Origin of the sequence: Ochrobactrum sp. BTU1, assembly GCA_018798825.1 — a bacterium.
GTDB lineage: Bacteria > Pseudomonadota > Alphaproteobacteria > Rhizobiales > Rhizobiaceae > Brucella.
Genome location: CP076354.1, coordinates 90,870 through 110,627, shown reverse-complemented (window position 1 = coordinate 110,627; position 19,758 = coordinate 90,870). Strand labels below are relative to the sequence as shown.

Genomic DNA, 19,758 nt, shown 5'->3' with positions numbered 1-19,758 from the left:
CGGAAATTCTAAGCAATCCTAACGAATTACGAGGAATAAAATTCTAGCGCTCATCTCCATAAGCTGGAGCAGAGGTAATAATTATCAATGTGGTGATTGAAGAGATCCCAGTTCTCATATCAATATTCACCCTCAATAGGGTGGGACCCGGATTGGGATTGCGGGGGCAAATTTACTCCGGGCCCCGGCCGATCTAACGACCAGCAGGTTAAGAACGGGCGAAGTTGAATTTCGTTGCATCGCTTTTCAAAAATATTCGGTTTTTAAGTCGGATTTTATTAGTGAATTAAAACCAACAAATCTTCGCCGCGGTTGATCCGCATAAGCGGTTCCAAAAAACTGAAAGAGGTCGATGACAATGAAATATAAAACGTCTGTTTTGCTGACATCACTGAGCGTTGCAGCCCTCGCCCAAATCCTCCCTGCCCATGCTGAAACCGTGGAACAGAAAACCGTGGAACGTATCGATTATATATGTGAACGCGGCGTCGTCGTGCCTGTAACCTATATCAAAACAGGTGATCTTCCGGCTTTTGCGGTGCTGGATGCCGAGGGAAAAATGGTCGCCCTGCAATGGCACGAAAGTCTCAAGAAATATGTCGCTCTGGACGAGCAGGACAGCTATCGCTGGGCTGAAAAAGACGGTCAGGCTGTACTTAGTCACCTTGAGGCAGATCATACCGCCAAAGAAGTGACGCTGCTTTCAGCCTGCCGCGCCGACGATAGTGAGGAATAAATGTTCCGCTAAATGGGCGATATTAATCAGGGGACGAGATAATGCTTGTCCCACTGATCCTGCGGAACCTCGTCACCAATATCATAGTCGAATGAAACGACATTGATGTGCTCATCATCGGTTTTGCAAACGAAGGCAAGCTTATACCAGTGCTCGCGACTGCGAAAAGCAGCTCCGCCTGCTTTGATCGTATTATTTGAAACTTCTGGATCAGAAAAAGCGTAGGCCAAAACCTTATCAACGGAAAGCTTACGCTCGTCCCGGCTGATCTGTTCCATCGCCTCGACATCGCAGCGCTGTTCAAGACGCGTTGCAGGATCGAGCTTTTCAAGCTGGGCCTTTTCAAGTGCTGTCATGGCCATTGAGGGAGCACTCAATGAAACAGCAACCGACATGGTGACCAGTGACAAAAGGCGGGCGACGACAGGATTGAGCTGAAATTTCATTGGATTCTGGATAACTCGCTTCGCAATAGTTTCAATAGGAAGGCTTACTAACACACTCTTTGGGCCATCTTGTCGACCATCACGGCAATTTTATCGACCTTCGTCCCCATAAGAACGAGTTGAACAGATCACGCCCCTCTCTCTTCAAACAAGGTACGATCGCGTCCCGCTTCCTTGGCAGTGTAAAGGACCTTGTCTGCACGTTCCACGGCCTGCCAGAAATCATCCTTGCTGTTGAGCCGCACCACCCCAAAACTACAGCTAATATTCGCACCTTTGGCCAGCCGCGAAAATTCGCGTGTCTTCACGCCCTCCCGAATATGTTCAACCAAAGCAAAGGCTTCATCCGCCGGCATATCATCGATGAAGATGATGAACTCCTCCCCGCCTATGCGCGCCGTCAGATCGCGCGCTCTGGAATGTACTTGAAGGATTTCTGCGAACTCTTTCAGAACAACGTCGCCCGTTGCATGGCCATAAACGTCATTGATCGTTTTGAAATAGTCGATATCGCAGGCGACGATCCAACCCGAAAGATCATGACGCCCTAAAGCGCTCATACGGGTTTCGAGACCGCGCCGGTTCAGCAGACCGGTTAATGGATCGCTGTCCCGCTCATGAACAAGCTCGCTGAATCGATCGGCACCGGCTGCAGCAAAGAGCACAAGTCCTGCAATCACAGAGGCAACAGCGGTAGAAAATACCGTCCACTGCCAGAACGGCGTGTAGGCAAAATCGACTTCCGTGTCATTTCCAACGATGGAATGTGCAGTGAGTGACGTTCGCACGAAAATATGTATCGCCACCAGAAACAACATACCGAGGATCAGTTTGTCGGCCTGCGAACCGCGCACAAGCCCGCGCAGATACCAGACATAGGCCAAGATCATACAGGCCAAGCCGAAGTTCAGGACGTAAACCCGACCAAGCAAGCTCGGATAGGGATAAAGGAAGAAAACGATCCCGCCGAAGATAAGAGCAAGACTGACAAGGCCAAACCAGACAGGCAAGCGAAGACCTGACCTGCGGAGTATGCCCTGTCCACCAGCAAAAGCCCCCAGCACATATATTGTGGCGGTGAGCATTGTATTCTGCCCATCATCTGCAGGTATATCGACAAGCTGGGCAAGCATGGCAATGCCGATGCAGAAGAAGCAGAGAGCACACCATAAAAGATAACTGCGCAGTTGATCGATGGCCCAAACGATTACGAAGGCCAGTGAAAACAGGAGCAGAACGGCGGGCAGTACATAGAGCATCTAATGATTATCTTACTTCAACTTTTAGGGAGTCTTATCGCCTTCCTCTATTAAAAACACAATTCAGTAAATTAGTGCTGATTGTGAAACGGCAGGGACTTGTGTGAAATGCACTTGATTTCACTCCAGTGGCCGTGCTTGAAACCAGCAAACGCGACCGGCAATCCAGTTACTTGTCCGCCGGGCAACTGGTGGCGAAAGGAAGAAATATGAAGCCCGTTTTCCTGCAACTGCAATGTGCCCCTGGCAAGACCTATGAAGTTGCGGATACGCTCTATCAGCGTGAGATCGTATCGGAACTCTATTCGACGAGCGGTGAGTTCGATCTTCTGGCCAAAATCTACGTCAAAGAAGGCGACGATATCGGAAAATTCATCAATGAGAACGTTTTGAACATTCCAAACATCGTGCGCTCTCTGACCACCCTCACCTTCACCGCTTTCTAAAAATTGACGAGGCGAGGCAGGATCAACCCTTTGAAACTTCGCCTTGAGACTTCAGCGAAGTAAAGATTTGATTCACCATTAGTCTAGTATCCTATTCTCTCAGGGAACCTCCCTGTGTCCTTGCGCATTGACTCTGTGATAGCCCGCGCAAATGGGCCTCATGTAAGATTAAATCGAAAGCGACACTGGAAAGACGATGGATAATCTTGAGCAGAGAAAGGTACTGGTCGTGGAGGACGAAATTTTCGTCGCCCTCGACGTGGCCGCGACTGTAGAAGATGCCAACGGAACCGTTGTCGGCCCCGTCGGCACAGTAAGACAAGCCATAGACCTCATCAGCAAGCAGCCAGTCGATGCTGCGATCCTCGACGTGAACCTTGCTGACGGTGATCTGGAACCCATTTTAGACCGCTTGAAAAGTCAGAATATCTTCGTTGTTATTCATACTGGCGGCGGTCTACCTGCACATCTGGCGGCTCGATACCCGGAAGTTCCGGTATTTCAAAAACCTGTTCCGCCCTATGTGCTGACACGAGCTCTAGCAACGGCACTATCGTCTGAAATTGTGCAGCAGGTTTGATGCGCCAAAACTTTCCCGATTTTGCAACAGTGCTGAAAGAAGCTGAAGCGGGTGGCGACAGCGACGAGCAAACACATCGCCCGCATATCGGCCTTGCTTCGGCGGTTTTCTCAGCTGGCTTCAGCCCGATTTCAAGTTCGGGACACGCTACTCAAACAACCTTTCCTTCTTTCGACACAAATGAAGTCGATGATGAAGCGGAGAATGTGAAACGCGATTTGGTCGAGCGGATGAAGAACCATTCTCCCGCATCAATTCGCAGTGAACTCGATCTTAAACCGGGGATGAAACGCTCCGAGCTACAGCGACTGCGTCGCAGCTTTGCAGCGAACAATCACCCCGATCGTCTGCCGGAAGAGTTTCGTCTGGCGGCAGAACAGCGTATGAAGACAGCCAATGCGCTTCTCGATAGCGCCATGGCTTCTGCGACAAATGAGCTTTAAGAAATTTCCTTACGTTTAAAGCTTTAAATCTTTTGCATTATATCAAGAATGTGCTAGATTGGCCGCGTCGGTGCCTGCAATTGTTGTTGCACGCCTGAACCTTTCCGCTGAACGCAACATCCTTTAAGGGTGCGCAACCGGTGCAGGCGCTGGGGCAATTTGCGCTTTGCTCTGCGGAAGCAGTTCTGTCATACCGACATCACAAATTAGAATAGTCCTAAAAGGTTTGAAAATGCCTCCTTATCGTTCGCGTACTACCACCCACGGCCGCAATATGGCTGGCGCGCGCGGCCTATGGCGCGCCACCGGCATGAAAGATGAGGATTTTGGCAAGCCTATTATTGCTGTGGTGAACTCGTTCACGCAGTTCGTGCCGGGCCATGTGCACCTCAAGGATCTGGGTCAGTTGGTTGCGCGCGAAATCGAAAGTGCGGGCGGCGTTGCCAAGGAATTCAACACCATTGCGGTCGATGACGGCATCGCCATGGGTCACGACGGTATGCTCTATTCGCTGCCATCGCGTGAACTGATCTCCGACTCGGTGGAATACATGGTCAATGCCCATTGCGCGGATGCGATGGTCTGCATTTCCAACTGCGACAAGATCACTCCCGGTATGCTGATGGCTGCTCTGCGCCTCAATATCCCGGTAGTGTTCGTTTCCGGTGGTCCTATGGAAGCCGGCAAGGTTATCTGGGACGACCAGGTCAAGAAACTCGACCTCGTTGACGCAATGGTCGCAGCTGCCGACGACAGCTACACCGACGATCAGGTCAAGGCGATTGAACGCTCTGCCTGCCCGACCTGTGGTTCGTGCTCGGGCATGTTCACCGCAAACTCGATGAACTGCCTCACCGAAGCGCTTGGCCTGTCGCTGCCGGGCAATGGTTCGACGCTTGCAACCCATGCCGACCGCAAGCGCCTCTTCGTTGAAGCCGGTCATCTGGTTGTCGATCTTGCTCGCCGTTATTATGAGCAGAACGATGAAAGCGTATTGCCGCGCTCGATAGCGAGCTTCCCGGCCTTTGAAAACGCCATGACGCTCGACATTGCCATGGGCGGCTCGACCAATACGGTTCTGCATCTGCTTGCAGCCGCACAGGAAGCCGAAATCGACTTTACCATGGCCGATATCGACCGCCTGTCGCGTCGCGTGCCGGTTCTCTGCAAGGTCGCACCCGCCAACAACACGGTTCACATGGAAGATGTGCATCGCGCGGGCGGCATCATGGGTATTCTGGGTCAGCTCGACAAGGCAGGCCTCATCAATACCGATCTGCCGACCGTACACAGCGAAACGATGGGCAAGGCGCTTGATCATTGGGACGTCACCCGTACCAATAGCGAAATGGTGCATAAGTTCTATTCGGCGGCTCCGGGCGGCGTGCCGACACAGGTTGCCTTTTCTCAGGAACGCCGCTTTGACAGCGTCGATGCTGACCGTGAAAAGGGCGTCATCCGTTCCAAGGAACATGCATTCAGTCAGGATGGTGGTCTGGCGGTACTTTACGGCAATCTCGCGGAAGATGGCTGCATCGTGAAGACCGCAGGCGTGGATGATTCCATTCTGAAATTCTCCGGCCCTGCACGCATCTTCGAAAGCCAGGATTCCGCCGTGCTCGGCATCCTGAACGGCAAGATCAAGGCTGGCGACATTGTGCTGATCCGCTACGAAGGTCCGCGCGGCGGTCCGGGTATGCAGGAAATGCTATATCCGACCAGTTACCTCAAGTCGAAGGGTCTGGGTAAGGCTTGCGCGCTGATCACTGACGGACGTTTCTCGGGCGGCTCTTCGGGCCTTTCGATCGGTCACGTTTCGCCGGAAGCAGCCGAAGGCGGCACAATCGGTCTGGTGCGTGAGGGCGATATCATCGATATCGACATTCCAAATCGCAAGATTCATCTGGCTGTTGATGATGCAACGCTGGCAGAACGCCGCGCCGAGCAGAATGAAACAGGCTGGAAGCCGCTTGAAGAGCGCAAGCGCAAGGTTTCAACCGCGCTGAAGGCTTATGCTTCGATGGCAACCAGTGCTGCCAAGGGCGCAGTCCGGAAATTGCCTGATTGATTGAACTAAAAAAGCAAAAGCCCCGCACATGCGGGGCTTTTTCCATTTTATAGACTTTTATTATTGCAGTGCTTTGGCCACCGCTGGCATCAGATCGTTCTTCACAGATTCCGGCGTAAACGGCCCGACATGCTTGTAGACAATCTTGCCGTCTTTATCGACGAGGAAGGTTTCAGGCACGCCATAGACGCCCCATTCGATGGCCGAGCGTCCGGCACGGTCGGCACCGACTGCTGCAAATGGATTGCCGAGATCGCCTAGAAAACGGCGGGCGTTTTCGGGCTGATCTTTGTAATTCAAGCCAACCACGCGAATGCGCTCATCCTTGGCGATTTCCATCAGCAGCGGATGCTCCTGACGACAAGGAACGCACCACGATCCCCACACATTGACCAGTGTAAGCTTGCCCTTGAAATCTTCGCTGTTGAGCCCCGGAACAGGCGCGCCGTCGCGTGTCAAACCTTCAACGGCTGGCAGACTGGTTTGCGGTGCATCCTTGCCAATAAGTGCCGACGGGATGGTTGAGCTATCCTTGCCCGACAAAAGCTGCACAGCAAAAACCGCAGCCAGTGCCACGAAGATCAGCAGCGGCAGCAATGCCACCCAGGTTGAACGTTTCTTGGGTGCGGGTTGCTTTTGCGTTGTCTCTGTCATTTCGCAGAACCGGATGCTTTGGCAGAACGGCGACGCACACCCTGCGCCTCAAGCCGTTTCAGCTCACTTTTCTGGATACGCTGATCAATCAATATCCAGCCGATGGTGACAGCAAGTGCCACAACCGTAATGCCATAAGATGCCAGAACAAACCCTAGATGATTGCCCATTATGCACGCTCCCCAGCTTGTTTGGCGCGATTGCGATCCACATTGCGGGCTGCAAGCTTTTTCATCGAAGCCACCCGGCGACGCCAGATTTCATTGCGCATCGCCATCATGTGAAGCGCCAGAAACAGCAGTGTGAAGCCGATGGCCATCACGAAAAGCGGACGAAGCATGGAGCCGTCAATCGTCGGGCCATCCATACGGAAGACGGATGCTGGCTGATGCAACGTGTTCCACCAGTCGACCGAGAATTTGATGATAGGAATATTGATGAAGCCGACCAGTGTGAGCACCGCCACAGGCTTGGCGCTTTTGGCCGGGTCATCCATTGCACGCGACAGCGCGATAATGCCAAGATACATCAGGAAAAGCACGAAGACGGATGTCAGGCGCGCGTCCCACACCCACCATGTGCCCCACATCGGCTTGCCCCAGAGCGAACCGGTTGCAAGTGCAAGTGCTGTGAACACCGCGCCCAAGGGAGCCGCAGCGCGGATCGAAACATCGGCCAGCGGATGACGCCAGACCAGCGTGCCCAGCGCCGAAATTGCCATGATCGAATAACACATCATGGAAAGCCATGCGAAAGGCACATGGATATACATGATACGGACAGTCAGTCCCTGCTGATAATCATCCGGCGACAGGAAAACCATATAAAGGCCGGCTGCCAGAATGAGCGCAGACAGGCCGCCAAGCCACGGCAAAACCTTGCCCGCGAAAGCGAGGAAGCGCGTGGGATTTGCCAGATCGAGCCAGCTTGTGGTTTTCACGATGTCTTTCGTCATGACCTTTATTTAACCCGACCCGATAGGGCGTTCAATTGACCGTAATCAACTGCGTCAATCCGCCGACGTTTTAAGAACAGCCGCCGCAGCGATCGGCCCCAAAACTGCAAAAAACAAAGTCAATGCGCAGAGAATAAGAAACGGTGCAAAGAAAGGCGCCACCGCATCGGTCGCGCCATAAGAAGCAGATACGCCGAAAATCAGCACTGGAATAGTCAGCGGCAGCACGATCACCGAAACCAGCAGACCGCCCCGCGGCAAAGCCACAGCAAGTGCCGCACCTACAGCGCCGATAAAGGCAATTGCGGGGGTTCCGACCAGAAGTGTGAGCGCTGTTGCAGCGGTTGCCGTCGTATCCATATTCATAAAAAGCCCAAGCATCGGCGAGGCAATGACCAGCGGCAGAACACTCGCGACCCAATGAGCGACGCATTTCACAAACACTGTAAAAGCCAGCATATGGCGGTCTGCGCCGATCAGCAGCAGATCAAGCGAGCCATCTTCGCGATCCGCCTGAAACAGCCGATCGAGGCCAAGAAGTGTCGCCAGCAAAGCGCCGATCCACAGCATGGCAGGCCCAATGCGCGCCAGTAGATTGAGATCGGGACCGACGCCAAATGGCATCACTGAAATGACTGCCAGAAAAAACAGAATGCCGATCAGCGCGCCGCCGCCGGCACGGAAACTCAGACGCAAATCTCGCAGAAAAAGTGCCAGCATCACGCAACCTCGTGCGAAAAGCTGGCCATGTCGAGCGTCCGCACACCTTCGAGGCCCAGCGGAATATGCGTTGCGGCAATAACCATACCGCCGTCCCGCATATGATCGCGCATCAATTCTGCAAAGCGAGATTCAGATGCCTTGTCGAGACCAGCGGTCGGTTCATCTACGATCCAGAGCGGACGGTGGCTGATCAGCAGCTTGGCAATGGAAACGCGGCGCTTTTGCCCTGTCGAGAGATAGCCGAAAGGCAAATATTCAACTCCCGGCAGATCAACGGCTTCCAGCGCTTCATCAATGTCAAATCGTGCTGAACCGTTGAATTTCTGCCAGAACAAAAGGTTCTCACGTACGCTTAAAGCGGGCTTCATTGCATTCTGGTGGCCGAGATAATGGCAGGTTGCTCGAACGGGCAACGCGGCTCTGTCTTCCAGCAGCTCGATCTTGCCAGCTTCAGGGGCAAGCAGACCGCAGATAATGCGCAGTAAAGTAGACTTTCCGGAGCCGTTCGGGCCAGTGACAATCAGCGCTTCGCCGGACAATACTTCAAATGAAAGACCTGCAAAGATCGTTTCGCCGCCGCGCTCGCCCGCCAGATTTTCGGCCCCAAGCCGCATATTCTCTCCTTACCACATTTGGCATACGCCAAATGGGATATCGCAACATTTTGCCGCAAGGGATGACGTTCACGATAATCTGTCTGGAATCGTTATAAGAAACTCCCTATATCTGAGTTACCATGCCAGCGGTCGGTGTGGAAACAAATTTTGGCCGATCTCAAACACTTGGCGCTCGTGAGAGCACAGGTTTCGGGACGGACAGCGGAAATGACTGCACCCGCACCTTGGCGCGTCCTTGAAACGCAAGCCTAGGCGTTCGTCCTGGTTTTCCGGCCAGTAGCATGAGGACGAACTAACGTGTCAAACATTGATAGTTTCAAAAGCCGCAAAACGCTTACCGTCAACGGTAAGGACTATGTCTATTACAGCCTGACCGAAGCCGAAAAGAACGGTCTTACTGGCATTTCCAAACTTCCATTTTCCATGAAGGTTCTGCTTGAGAACCTGCTTCGCTTTGAAGATGACCGCTCCGTCAAGAAGTCGGATATCGAAGCTGTTGCCGCATGGCTCACAGATCGCGGTTCGGCAGGTGCAGAAATCGCCTATCGCCCGGCACGCGTGCTCATGCAGGACTTCACCGGCGTTCCTGCCGTTGTTGACCTTGCAGCCATGCGCGATGGCCTCAAGGCACTCGGCGGCGATCCTGAAAAAATCAACCCACTGGTTCCTGTCGATCTCGTCATCGACCACTCAGTCATCGTCGATGAATTCGGCAATCCCAGCGCATTCAAGGCCAATGTGGATCTTGAATATCAGCGCAATGGCGAACGCTACCGCTTCCTGAAATGGGGCCAGCAGGCATTCAAGAACTTCCGCGTCGTTCCTCCGGGCACAGGCATCTGCCATCAGGTGAACCTCGAATATCTGGCACAGGCAGTATGGACCAAGGAAGAGGACGGCGTGACCGTTGCTTATCCTGACACCTGCGTCGGCACCGATTCCCACACCACCATGGTCAATGGCCTTGGCGTTCTTGGCTGGGGTGTTGGTGGCATCGAAGCGGAAGCTGCGATGCTCGGCCAGCCGGTTTCCATGCTGCTGCCGGAAGTCATCGGCTTCCGCCTGACCGGCAAGGTCAAAGAAGGCGTGACCGCAACAGATCTCGTGCTCACCGTCACGCAGATGCTGCGCAAGAAGGGCGTCGTCGGCAAGTTCGTCGAGTTCTTCGGCGAAGGCCTCGAAAACATGACGCTCGCTGATCGCGCGACTATTGCGAACATGGGCCCGGAATATGGCGCAACCTGCGGCTTCTTCCCGATCGACAAGGAAACGCTCAACTATATGAACACGACCGGTCGCGCAGAAGACCGTCTCGCGCTTGTTGAAGCCTATTCCCGTGCGCAGGGCATGTGGCGTGAAAAGGGTTCCGAAGACCCGGTCTTCACCGACATTCTTGAACTCGACATGGGTGACGTGGTTCCATCGATGGCTGGTCCAAAGCGTCCTGAAGGCCGCATTGCGCTGGAAAACATCGGATCGGGTTTCGCAACTTCGCTTGAAACCGAATACAAGAAGACGACCGGCCAGACCACGCGTTATGCCGTTGAAGGCGAAGACTATGATCTTGGTCATGGCGATGTGGCAATTGCCGCTATCACATCGTGCACCAACACCTCGAACCCAAGCGTTCTGATTGCTGCCGGTCTTCTGGCACGCAACGCCGTTGCCAAGGGGCTTAAGACCAAGCCTTGGGTCAAGACCTCGCTCGCTCCTGGTTCCCAGGTGGTTGCCGCTTATCTTGAGTCGGCTGGCCTGCAAAAAGACCTTGATGCGCTCGGCTTCAACCTTGTTGGTTTCGGTTGCACGACCTGTATCGGTAACTCCGGTCCATTGCCTGCTCCGATCTCCAAGACCATCAATGAAAAGGGTCTGATTGCGGCAGCCGTTCTTTCCGGCAACCGTAACTTTGAAGGTCGTGTTTCGCCTGACGTCCAGGCAAACTATCTGGCTTCGCCGCCTTTGGTTGTTGCTCATGCGCTTGCTGGCACGGTCACCAAGGACCTGACCAAAGAGCCACTTGGCGAAGATCAGAACGGTAATCCGGTGTTCCTGCGTGACATCTGGCCTTCATCGGCTGAAATCCAGGAATTCATCGCCAAGAATGTCACCCGCAAAGTCTTCTCGGAGAAATATGCGGATGTGTTCAAGGGCGACGAAAACTGGCAGGCCGTGCAGGTTCCTGCTGGCCAGACCTATGCATGGGACGACAATTCAACCTATGTACAGAACCCGCCTTACTTCGTGGGCATGGGCAAGTCGGCTGGTACGATTGCAGACGTCAAGGGCGCCCGCGTTTTGGGCCTCTTCGGCGACAAGATCACGACCGACCACATCTCGCCTGCTGGTTCCATCAAGGCACAGTCGCCTGCTGGTAAATATCTCATCGACCATGGCGTCGGCATTGCTGACTTCAACCAGTACGGCACGCGTCGTGGCAACCATGAAGTGATGATGCGCGGCACCTTCGCCAATATCCGTATTCGTAACCACATGCTGGGCGAAAACGGTCGTGAAGGCGGCTACACCATCCATTACCCGTCGAAGGAAGAGACCTCGATCTACGATGCTGCCATGCAGTATAAGGCCGAGGGTGTTCCGCTCGTCATCTTTGCGGGTGTCGAATATGGCAATGGTTCGTCGCGTGACTGGGCTGCAAAGGGCACCAACCTGCTCGGCGTGAAGGCTGTGATTGCGCAGTCGTTTGAGCGTATTCACCGCTCCAACCTCGTTGGCATGGGCATTGTGCCTTTCGTCTTCGAGGAAGGCACAAGCTGGCAGACGCTCGGTCTGAAGGGTGACGAAATCGTCTCCATCGAAGGCCTTGCCGATGTGCGCCCACGCCAGAAGGTTGAAGCTTCCATCACCTATGCCGATGGCACGGTGAAGAAGGTTCCGCTCATCTGCCGTATCGATACGCTGGACGAGCTCGACTACATGAAGAATGGTGGCATTCTGCAGACCGTTCTGCGCGATCTCGCTGCTTAATCAGCGAAATCGTCGAAATAAAAAGCCGCCGGAGCAATTCGGCGGCTTTTCCATAGATTGTGACAGTGAGATAAAAGAAACACATTGCCTGCAAATCTCACTGCAACGTGAATTCCTATTGATCGTCGTAATTCCTACATAATAGATGTCAGCGTCAATTATTGCAGGATGAACCCAAAGTGACCTTCCATTCGCCCTTCCAAGGGACAAATACATGGCTTTCCGGTGAATACGTTCCCGGCTTGCGCGGTGTTTGTGCCGCGCTGGGTTTGGCCTTCACCGGGTGTCTATCCATGCATGGGGTGGCAAAGGCCCAAGATAGCAGCACGCGAACTTCGGTTCTTGAGCTTTATACCAGTCAGGGCTGTAAATCCTGCCCACAGGCTGACAAGAATTTGGCGAAATACGCCGATGATGCGAACGTGCTCGCGCTGTCATTCCACGTCAATTACTGGGATTATATGGGCTGGCGAGATACGCTAGCTTCTCAGGACAATACAGATCGCCAGAATGCCTATCGCAATTCGTTCAATGCGAAGATGGTCTACACGCCTCAAGCGATCGTAAATGGCGCATCGGAAATGAATGGCGGCGACGCCGAGGTTGTTAAGCAGCATATTGCGGCGAGCAAGCTCAATGTTCCCGTTAGTATCAAGAAGCTTGATGACGGTCGTCTGTCTATCGAGATAGCGGCAGGCAAAAAGCCTGCAAAGCCTGTTCATGTGGTAATGTTTTACCTGCGCGATTCAGTGACAATCCCGATTGATAAGGGTGAGAACGCCGGGCAGTCAGTCACCTATCGCAACACCGTGACTGACATCAATACAATCGGCATGTGGGATGGCAAAGCTCTGAAGATTGAGCTGCCTGCCTCAGAACTCACGCGCAAAGACGTGACCGGCTGTGCGGTCGTACTGCAGGAAAGCAAAAGCGACAATGCTCTTGGCCAGATTCACGGTGCAGCTATTTTCAAACAGGAAGATCGGCTAGGTCTCTAGACTTCCTAGGCAGACACAATCCATGCTTGGTGAATACGTAAAATCTTTGATTTTTAGGAAGCGTTGCATCTGTCTGAGTGGCTAACGCGCAGTGCGCCCTTTTGGACGCACAAAGGTCGCTTTAACACTTTATATTTACGGCAATCTTTTACCTTAAACTGGTTCAAGTTTAAGGAATTACGCTGTAGGCCAGTAAAGGTTGGTTCGGTTCGGGCAGTCCTTTGGGCGGGGGGCTTGGGGTCGGACATACCCGAACCGAACCGTCTCAGGCAACGTGTAGATGCTGACGTCATAATCAGGCCGGAATGCGAAGTTGACAAGGCCAAAATGTGGCTGACAATCACCATTGAGAACAAGCATTCTCTTTTCGTGATCAACTAATATACAATAAATTGGGACCTATTTTTATAGGATAAGCTTGGCAGAAGCTGCCATAGAAGCTTCATGGTCTTGCAATCATTTTACAAAAGCATCACCTTACTGTCATGAGCTGATTTGATCGGTGTTCCCGCGTTTCCTTTACAATCAATGTCGGCGACGAAAGGAAGGACATGGATAGACCAAGCGCTGCGAACGAGGATGCGTCCTCTCATTCGCTTTCCCATCCTTCGGCATCGCCCAAGGTTGTACCTCTAGGGCAGATAAAACCGCCTGCTCCGACCGTCAGCTTCGACCGACACGAGCTTGGTAAAATCCTCAATATTTATGGCCGCATGGTCGCGACAGGTGCATGGCGCGATTATGCGATTGACCATCTCGCAGACAGAGCGGTGTTCTCTATTTTCCGCCGTGCGAGCGAGGTCCCGCTTTTCCGCGTCGAGAAAAATCCAAAGCTTGCCCAGAAGCAGGGTGCCTATTCTGTGATATCTGCAAGCGGTCTCATTATGAAACGCGGACACGAGCTTGAACGTGTGCTCCGCGTTTTCGATAAGAGCCTGAAGCTGGTTGATAATTAAGCCAGCGGCATCTCGCCGGGGTCAACAGCGCAACCTCCATTGAGCGACAGCTGCATGAGGACCGTATCAAGCCAGCGCCCATGCTTGAAGCCTGAGCCCTGGATTCGTCCGCAATGGATAAATCCCAAGCTCTCATGCAGCTTCACAGAGCCGATATTGTGCTCACCATCACCAACTACCGCCAGCAGCTGCCTGAAGCCTAATGCTGTCGCACGCTGGATGAGCTCGCCAAGCAGAAGCTTGCCGACGCCCTTCCCCTTGGCATCGGGTGCGATATAGATCGAATCTTCCGCAAGCCAGCGATAGGCCGGGCGGGTTCGAAAATAGCTTATATAGGCATAGCCCAAGACCAGTCCATTTTCTTCCGCAACAAGAATTGGAAAGCCCTGCTCGACAAAGATGTCGAAGCGCCGTGTCATTTCCTCAATGGTGGGCGGCTCGATCTCGTAAGAACCGGAACCGTTCAGCACGGCCTCCGTGTAGATCGTCGTGATGGCTTCAATATCAGTGGGCTTGAAATCGCGGATATGGGGCATGTTGGAGGCCAAGACTCAGTTAAAATTGCCCGTCCAGCATGACTCCGGGCTGCCCGCTTGAAAAGCAAAAAGGGCAGCGTTGCCGCTGCCCTCACGTATTCTTCGTTTAGTATCTTCTCAGCAGATCTTTAACCCAAAACTGGTTCCCACTTTTGGGAGACATGCTCTTAGTCACGGTTACCCATGAACTGAAGCAGGAACATGAACATGTTGATGAAGTCGAGGTACAGACGCAGCGCGCCCATAACAACCTTGCGGCCCTGCGAATCCGCAGAATCACCTTCAAAGTACATTTCCTTGATCGACTGCGTGTCATAAGCGGTCAAACCTGCGAAGATCAGAACGCCGATCACCGAGATTGCAAACTGCAGCGCGGTGGAGCCGAGGAAGATGTTAACGACCGAAGCGATGATCAGGCCGAACAGACCCATCATCAGGAACGAGCCCATTGCGGACAGGTCGCGCTTGGTTGTGTAACCATAGAGCGACAATGCGCCGAACGAAGCAGCCGTTACGAAGAAGGTGCGAACGATGCTCTGGCCGGTAAAGACCAGGAAGACCGACGACAGCGACAGACCGACGAGAGCTGCATAGCCCCAGAACACGGCGTTAGCGGTCGAAACCGACAGACGCTCGATGCGGAAGCTCAGGAAGAATACAGCTGCGAGCGGAGCGAGCATAACCACCCAGCGCAGCGGAGATGTATAAAGTGCTGCACCAAGTGAGGTGAGCATTTTGCCGTTTGCAAGCTGTGCAACAGCTGCCGACGGATCGGTTGTGGTTGCCAACGATGAGACAGCCAAAGCAGCAAGGCCTGTAACAACCAGACCAATTGCCATCATGTTGTAGACGCCGAGCATATAGCTGCGGAGGCCCTGATCGATGTCAGCACCAACGCGAGCGCCACCTACCGGCCTCTGCTGTGCCTGAATATTGCGAAAGTCAGCCATGACTTAAATCCTTTTGCGTTGTCCCGTCCGGTGTCGGGGTCAGGCTCATTTCGAGCCGCTCCCAGGCGCCGCTGGCGGGACCCCAGCATGCCTGCGTTTTATTATGGGGATTTTAGCGTTCTCACACAAGTACCAGCTGTAAAAAATCGTGATAAACGACTTGAAAAATGGATCGCATTATCCATGCGATCCAAGGGCTTAAGCGAATTTAAGCTGCAAGGTTACAAATGCTTCATATGGTTCGGAGCACGGTTGCAGGCTTCTGACCCAGCACGCGCCATGTGCCGGCCAGACCGAATCCAACGGTTAGAACGAGTGCCACAGCCACCGTCATCAGCGCGACGTCCGGCAAGAACTGCGCCTTCAGCTTCATGACTTCAACCACCACATACCAGCCAGCAACGCCGCCTGCGACTAGCGCAAATACCGCTGTTGCAAGGCCCAGAAGCATATATTCGACGATATAGGCTGCAATCAGCGTGCCGCGCGTGGCACCCAGCGTTTTCAGCACAACCGCATCGTGAACGCGGGCGCGGTTGCCTGCAGCCAGAGCACCGCCCAATACCAGAACAGAAGCCGCAAGAGCGATGGATGCAGCAGCCCGAATTGCCGTTGCAAGCTGGCTGATCAGATCATTCGCCACATCCAGCGCATCAGTCACGCTGACGGTCGTAACCGCTGGCCATGTTTTTGTAACCTGTCGCAGGACATCGGGCGCCAGGTTCTTCTGACCATCAGGAATTGTAAGCGTTGCTAGCCATGTGGCAGGCGCACCGGTAAAAGTGTTCGGCGAAAAAACCATGACGAAATTCATCGCCAGTGTTTCCCATTGTAACTGCCGGAAGCTTGCAATCTTGGCATTGATGTTACGGCCAAGCACATTGACCGTAACCGTATCGCCAAGCTTCAACCCAAGCTCCTTGCCTTCACGTTCTGCGAAAGAAACAAGTGGCTCGCCGGAGTAATTTTCGGGCCACCATTCGCCTTCGGTCAGCGTCGAATTTTCTGGAACTTTGTCAGCAAAGGTAATGCCACGGTCGCCACGCAGGACCCAGGCTGCTTCCGGTGGAATGGTCATGTCACGAACATTGGTGCCGTTAAAAGCGACGATACGACCGCGCAGCATCGGACCGGAGGTGAGTTTGCCATCCGGGACAATGCCGCTCACAAGCTTGGTGAAGTCACTGATGTCATTGTTCTGAATATCGACAAAGAAAAAGTCCGGAGCCTGTGCCGGAATATTCTCCGTTACCTGACGCCGCAGATTACCATCAATGAGCGCAATCGCCACCATTAGCGTAAGGCCAAGCCCCAGCGAAAGCACCACGGATGGTGTCAGCGCGCCAGGGCGATAAATATTGCCAACAGCAAGCCGAACTGCTGTCGAACGCGTGCGCGGCGCGCGACGCGCCAGCCAACGGATACCGTCCGCGACCAGCCGCAAAACACCAAAGGCCGCAATTGATGATACGATGAAGATCGCAGCAATCCGTCGATCATAAGCGACGTAAAGTGCCAAGCCTGCCAAAGCAGCAATCAGCAAAACAGCGAGCGTTAGATAAAGAAGTGGCGGTAATCCACGTTGTTCAAAGCCCTGTTCGCGAAATAGCGCCGTTGCCGGAATTTCACGGGCACGACCAAGCGGGATAATCGCAAAGGCAAGCGTCGTGATGAGACCGAAAACTGCCGCCAAAGCTAGCGCTTGCGGGAAGAAGCCGCCGCCACCTGCAACGGGCAGATAATTGGCGAGCGCCAAAGCGGCTGCATATGGAATGATCGCGGCAAGCACCAAACCTAGAACGATGCCGATAAGGCCGATCACCATGATCTGCACGAGATAGACCAGCACTGCAAAACGTGCAGGTGCACCCAATGACTTAAAAGTCGCAATCACGCCGCGCTTGCCATCAAGATAGGCACGCACAGCATTTGCGACACCAACGCCACCAACAATAAGCGCCGTCAGGCCCACCAGTGTGAGAAACTGCGAGAAGCGTTCGATATTTGCGGTCAGCGCCGGGGCTGCGTTGTTGCGTGAGCGGATATTCCAGCCTGCATCCGGAAAATCTGCAGCTGCACGGGTGCGAAGCTCAGCAATTGCGGAATCGGGCGCACCATCCGGCAATGCCACCTTATAGATATGATCGACAAGGCTTCCGGGCTGGATCAACCCAGACGCACGAAGGCCATCCATCGAAACCAGAAAACGCGGCGCAAAATTAAAACCCGACGACAGAAGGTCGGGTTCGCTTTCGATCAATGCACGCAGCTCAAAAGTTTCAGAACCAAGCAGAACTTTCGTTCCAAGCTGAACGCCCATGCGATTGAGGAAATCCTGACTGACAGCGGCGCCATAGGCACCATTCTGCTGTTTCGTCATGTCTTCAAGCGAAAGCTCAGGTGCTACTTTCAATGCGCCATAAAGCGGATAGACGGCATCAACCGCCTTCACTTCAACCAGCGACTGATCGGAGCCATCCGGCAGACGTGCCATGGAGCGCATCGTGGCACTTTCGGCAACCTTGCCCTGCTGGTCTATGAAAGCGCGCTCGTCGGCACTTGCCTCGCGCTGATTAAGCGCAAAGCTGACATCGCCGCCAAGAATACTCTGGCCTTCGACTGCAATCCCTGTGCTGACCGAACGTGCAACTGAATTCACGCCACCAATCGCTGCGACACCCAAGGCGATACAGGCCAGAAAGATATAAAATCCGGAGAGCCCGCCACGCATTTCACGCAATGCAAAGCGGAGAGCGAGAGAGAAGGAAGCAAACTTGCTCATCGGCCTGCTCATTCGCCAGCCACCGCTGTTTCAAGCGCAGTCTCTTTTCGTGTGGGCTCCTCAATACGGCCTGAACGCACCGGAATTTCCTGATCGCATCGAGCGGCAAGCGATGGATCATGCGTGACAAGGACCATCGTCAATCCGTTTTCACGCTGCTTGGAAAACAGCAAATCGGCAATCTGACGACCTGTAGCCGTGTCGAGATTGCCTGTCGGCTCATCGGCAATCAGGATTTTGGGGCTTGGCGCAAGCGCCCGGGCAATGGCCACGCGCTGCTGTTCACCACCCGACAGTTCTGACGGATAATGCGTGAGGCGTTCGCCAAGACCCACAGCGCGCAATTCACGTTCGGCCACCTCAAAGGCATCCTTGCGCCCGGCAAGCTCCAGAGGGACGGCGACATTTTCCAATGCGGTCATATTCGGGATGAGGTGGAAGGACTGGAAAACGATACCGATATTGGCGCCACGAAAAGCGGCAGCCTGATCCTCGGTCATTTGGCTGATGGTTTCACCGGCAATCTTGACCGTTCCCTGGTCGATATGCTCAAGACCGGCCAGAACCATCAAAAGTGTGGATTTGCCTGATCCCGACGGACCGACGATGCCAACAGACATTCCTTGGGCAATTGAAAGCGAGACGCCTTTAAGCACATGTACGGATGATGCCGCATGTCCCAGAGTCAGATGAACATTCTCAAGCTCGATGATCGGGCCATGATTTAGCGAAGTCACCTGTTCCGTCACGCGTTTTTCTTCCTATATGAATATTCAAGGCCAGAGCGCGCCACAAATTTGAACTTGTTTTGCGCCAGAAATTGAAGAGAAGTCCTCTGGGCGATTTGCCCACCTTTGCTAGATATGGGTTGCTAACGATGCGTTTCAAACTCTCGATCCCGGTATGGCTATCGATTTTTGTCATAGCTGCGTCTTTTATTGCTACCGGTGCGCGTGCGCAGGAAGATCCGACCGGTCTTGAAGATGCTTTGCCGACCGAACAGCTTGCACAGGTCAAGATCGTTGGCTTTGGCGACAGTCTGATGGCGGGCTATTTTCTGCCTTCTAACGCCGCCTTCCCGCAGCAACTTGAAAAAGCGCTGGACGCCAAGGGTTATGAAGTCAGTATCGAAAATGCCGGCGTATCGGGCGACACGACAACGGGTGGACTTGCACGCATTGACTGGTCGATCCCTGATGGCACCAATCTGGTCATCCTGGAACTGGGTGCGAATGATGCGCTGCGCGGTATTTCCCCCGACATTACCGAGAAAAATCTCGATGAAATGCTGTCGCGCCTCAAGACACGCGGCATTTCCGTTATCCTTGCAGGCATGATGGCACCACCCAATATGGGCAAGGATTACGCCGAGAAATTCAACCCGATTTACCCGAAGCTTGCGCAGAAGTACGGCGTGCCGCTTTATCCGTTCTTCCTCGACGGCGTTGCCACGCAAAAGGGGCTACTGCTGGAAGACGGAATGCATCCGAATGAAAAGGGCGTTGAAACAATGGTCACCAATTTCATGCCGGTGATCGAGAAAACCCTGAAAGCTGAACAAAAGGCGGGGACATCGGGCGGCTGACACAATCAGGAGGCATAAACAGCTTGCTCAAAACAGCGA

The 19,758-nt window shown here is 53.6% G+C and carries 19 protein-coding genes and 1 pseudogene; 9 read left to right on the top strand and 11 right to left on the bottom strand.

The features are described 5' to 3' along the window. The first annotated feature begins 418 nt into the window (after nt 1-418). A pseudogene (locus tag KMS41_00530) lies at nt 419-736 on the top strand (lysozyme inhibitor). 26 nt (nt 737-762) lie between these two features. On the opposite strand, the gene KMS41_00525 reads toward KMS41_00530, so the two are convergent. Together KMS41_00525 and KMS41_00520 are read right to left on the bottom strand one after the other, a co-directional pair. Beyond that, on the bottom strand, nt 763-1,182 hold the full coding sequence (locus KMS41_00525; GenBank protein ID QWK77769.1) for a DUF930 domain-containing protein: 420 nt from the start codon (nt 1,180-1,182) through the stop codon (nt 763-765). Nucleotides 1,183-1,310: 128 nt separating this feature from the next. Further along, nucleotides 1,311-2,441 (bottom strand): GGDEF domain-containing protein, encoded by a 1,131-nt coding sequence (locus KMS41_00520; protein ID QWK77768.1) that lies wholly within the window; start codon nt 2,439-2,441, stop codon nt 1,311-1,313. Between the two features lie 209 nt (nt 2,442-2,650). Between KMS41_00520 and KMS41_00515 the strand changes: the two genes are divergently transcribed. The 4 genes from KMS41_00515 (at nt 2,651) to ilvD (ending at nt 5,978) form a co-directional block, all read left to right on the top strand. Then, nucleotides 2,651-2,887 carry an Lrp/AsnC ligand binding domain-containing protein gene (locus tag KMS41_00515; GenBank protein ID QWK77767.1) on the top strand — a complete coding sequence of 79 codons (237 nt, stop codon included), beginning with the start codon at nt 2,651-2,653 and terminating at the stop codon, nt 2,885-2,887. A gap of 196 nt (nt 2,888-3,083) precedes the next feature. Continuing rightward, complete coding sequence (locus KMS41_00510) at nt 3,084-3,467, top strand: response regulator (protein ID QWK77766.1); 384 nt, start codon at nt 3,084-3,086, stop codon at nt 3,465-3,467. Beyond that, nucleotides 3,467-3,910 (top strand): hypothetical protein, encoded by a 444-nt coding sequence (locus tag KMS41_00505; protein QWK77765.1) that lies wholly within the window; start codon nt 3,467-3,469, stop codon nt 3,908-3,910. Before KMS41_00510 ends, KMS41_00505 begins: the two co-directional genes overlap by 1 nt. Before the next feature lie 232 nt (nt 3,911-4,142). Next, a complete protein-coding gene (gene ilvD / locus KMS41_00500) occupies nt 4,143-5,978 on the top strand; it encodes a dihydroxy-acid dehydratase (GenBank protein QWK77764.1) in 1,836 nt (611 codons plus the stop codon). 60 nt (nt 5,979-6,038) lie between these two features. Here ilvD and KMS41_00495 read toward each other — a convergent pair whose 3' ends face one another. From KMS41_00495 to ccmA, 5 genes are read right to left on the bottom strand one after another with little or no spacing between them, the layout of a single operon-like run. Continuing rightward, nucleotides 6,039-6,632: a DsbE family thiol:disulfide interchange protein gene (locus tag KMS41_00495; GenBank protein ID QWK77763.1), complete on the bottom strand. Its 594-nt coding sequence runs from the start codon at nt 6,630-6,632 to the stop codon at nt 6,039-6,041. Beyond that, nucleotides 6,629-6,802, bottom strand: coding sequence for a heme exporter protein CcmD (gene ccmD / locus KMS41_00490; protein ID QWK77762.1), 174 nt, complete (start codon nt 6,800-6,802; stop codon nt 6,629-6,631). The genes KMS41_00495 and ccmD overlap by 4 nt, the downstream gene beginning before the upstream one ends. Then, nucleotides 6,802-7,587, bottom strand: a complete 786-nt coding sequence (locus KMS41_00485) for a heme ABC transporter permease (protein QWK77761.1) — start codon at nt 7,585-7,587, stop codon at nt 6,802-6,804. Before KMS41_00485 ends, ccmD begins: the two co-directional genes overlap by 1 nt. A 54-nt stretch (nt 7,588-7,641) precedes the next feature. Then, a complete protein-coding gene (gene ccmB, locus KMS41_00480; GenBank protein ID QWK77760.1) occupies nt 7,642-8,307 on the bottom strand; it encodes a heme exporter protein CcmB in 666 nt (221 codons plus the stop codon). After that, nucleotides 8,307-8,924 (bottom strand): heme ABC exporter ATP-binding protein CcmA, encoded by a 618-nt coding sequence (gene ccmA / locus KMS41_00475; protein QWK77759.1) that lies wholly within the window; start codon nt 8,922-8,924, stop codon nt 8,307-8,309. The genes ccmB and ccmA overlap by 1 nt, the downstream gene beginning before the upstream one ends. Nucleotides 8,925-9,224: 300 nt before the next feature. Here ccmA and acnA point away from each other — a divergent pair, with 300 nt between their 5' ends. The 3 genes from acnA (at nt 9,225) to KMS41_00460 (ending at nt 13,866) form a co-directional block, all read left to right on the top strand. Continuing rightward, complete coding sequence (gene acnA / locus KMS41_00470) at nt 9,225-11,912, top strand: aconitate hydratase AcnA (protein QWK77758.1); 2,688 nt, start codon at nt 9,225-9,227, stop codon at nt 11,910-11,912. 263 nt (nt 11,913-12,175) lie between these two features. Beyond that, complete coding sequence (locus KMS41_00465) at nt 12,176-12,910, top strand: thioredoxin family protein (protein QWK78725.1); 735 nt, start codon at nt 12,176-12,178, stop codon at nt 12,908-12,910. Between the two features lie 551 nt (nt 12,911-13,461). Beyond that, complete coding sequence (locus tag KMS41_00460; GenBank protein QWK77757.1) at nt 13,462-13,866, top strand: DUF2794 domain-containing protein; 405 nt, start codon at nt 13,462-13,464, stop codon at nt 13,864-13,866. Here the strand turns inward: KMS41_00460 and KMS41_00455 are convergent. From KMS41_00455 to KMS41_00440, 4 genes are all read right to left on the bottom strand, one after another. Beyond that, nucleotides 13,863-14,402: a GNAT family N-acetyltransferase gene (locus KMS41_00455; protein ID QWK77756.1), complete on the bottom strand. Its 540-nt coding sequence runs from the start codon at nt 14,400-14,402 to the stop codon at nt 13,863-13,865. The genes KMS41_00460 and KMS41_00455 overlap by 4 nt on opposite strands. Before the next feature lie 167 nt (nt 14,403-14,569). Then, nucleotides 14,570-15,352, bottom strand: coding sequence for a Bax inhibitor-1/YccA family protein (locus KMS41_00450; GenBank protein ID QWK77755.1), 783 nt, complete (start codon nt 15,350-15,352; stop codon nt 14,570-14,572). A gap of 232 nt (nt 15,353-15,584) precedes the next feature. Then, nucleotides 15,585-18,134 (bottom strand): ABC transporter permease, encoded by a 2,550-nt coding sequence (locus KMS41_00445; GenBank protein ID QWK77754.1) that lies wholly within the window; start codon nt 18,132-18,134, stop codon nt 15,585-15,587. A gap of 8 nt (nt 18,135-18,142) precedes the next feature. Next, complete coding sequence (locus KMS41_00440; GenBank protein ID QWK77753.1) at nt 18,143-18,883, bottom strand: ABC transporter ATP-binding protein; 741 nt, start codon at nt 18,881-18,883, stop codon at nt 18,143-18,145. A gap of 128 nt (nt 18,884-19,011) precedes the next feature. Between KMS41_00440 and KMS41_00435 the strand changes: the two genes are divergently transcribed. Continuing rightward, the gene (locus KMS41_00435; GenBank protein ID QWK77752.1) at nt 19,012-19,719 is read left to right on the top strand and encodes an arylesterase; all 708 of its coding nucleotides are present in this window, start codon (nt 19,012-19,014) and stop codon (nt 19,717-19,719) included. Nucleotides 19,720-19,758 lie beyond the last annotated feature (39 nt).

What these genes read in the sequence shown, in the direction of transcription:
- KMS41_00525 (QWK77769.1), bottom strand. Translation starts at nt 1,182, where the DNA reads ATGAAATTTCAGCTCAATCCTGTCGTCGCCCGCCTTTTGTCACTGGTC.
- KMS41_00520 (QWK77768.1), bottom strand. Translation starts at nt 2,441, where the DNA reads ATGCTCTATGTACTGCCCGCCGTTCTGCTCCTGTTTTCACTGGCCTTC.
- KMS41_00515 (QWK77767.1), top strand. Translation starts at nt 2,651, where the DNA reads ATGAAGCCCGTTTTCCTGCAACTGCAATGTGCCCCTGGCAAGACCTAT.
- KMS41_00510 (QWK77766.1), top strand. Translation starts at nt 3,084, where the DNA reads ATGGATAATCTTGAGCAGAGAAAGGTACTGGTCGTGGAGGACGAAATT.
- KMS41_00505 (QWK77765.1), top strand. Translation starts at nt 3,467, where the DNA reads ATGCGCCAAAACTTTCCCGATTTTGCAACAGTGCTGAAAGAAGCTGAA.
- ilvD (QWK77764.1), top strand. Translation starts at nt 4,143, where the DNA reads ATGCCTCCTTATCGTTCGCGTACTACCACCCACGGCCGCAATATGGCT.
- KMS41_00495 (QWK77763.1), bottom strand. Translation starts at nt 6,632, where the DNA reads ATGACAGAGACAACGCAAAAGCAACCCGCACCCAAGAAACGTTCAACC.
- ccmD (QWK77762.1), bottom strand. Translation starts at nt 6,802, where the DNA reads ATGGGCAATCATCTAGGGTTTGTTCTGGCATCTTATGGCATTACGGTT.
- KMS41_00485 (QWK77761.1), bottom strand. Translation starts at nt 7,587, where the DNA reads ATGACGAAAGACATCGTGAAAACCACAAGCTGGCTCGATCTGGCAAAT.
- ccmB (QWK77760.1), bottom strand. Translation starts at nt 8,307, where the DNA reads ATGCTGGCACTTTTTCTGCGAGATTTGCGTCTGAGTTTCCGTGCCGGC.
- ccmA (QWK77759.1), bottom strand. Translation starts at nt 8,924, where the DNA reads ATGCGGCTTGGGGCCGAAAATCTGGCGGGCGAGCGCGGCGGCGAAACG.
- KMS41_00460 (QWK77757.1), top strand. Translation starts at nt 13,462, where the DNA reads ATGGATAGACCAAGCGCTGCGAACGAGGATGCGTCCTCTCATTCGCTT.
- KMS41_00455 (QWK77756.1), bottom strand. Translation starts at nt 14,402, where the DNA reads ATGCCCCATATCCGCGATTTCAAGCCCACTGATATTGAAGCCATCACG.
- KMS41_00450 (QWK77755.1), bottom strand. Translation starts at nt 15,352, where the DNA reads ATGGCTGACTTTCGCAATATTCAGGCACAGCAGAGGCCGGTAGGTGGC.
- KMS41_00445 (QWK77754.1), bottom strand. Translation starts at nt 18,134, where the DNA reads ATGAGCAAGTTTGCTTCCTTCTCTCTCGCTCTCCGCTTTGCATTGCGT.
- KMS41_00435 (QWK77752.1), top strand. Translation starts at nt 19,012, where the DNA reads ATGCGTTTCAAACTCTCGATCCCGGTATGGCTATCGATTTTTGTCATA.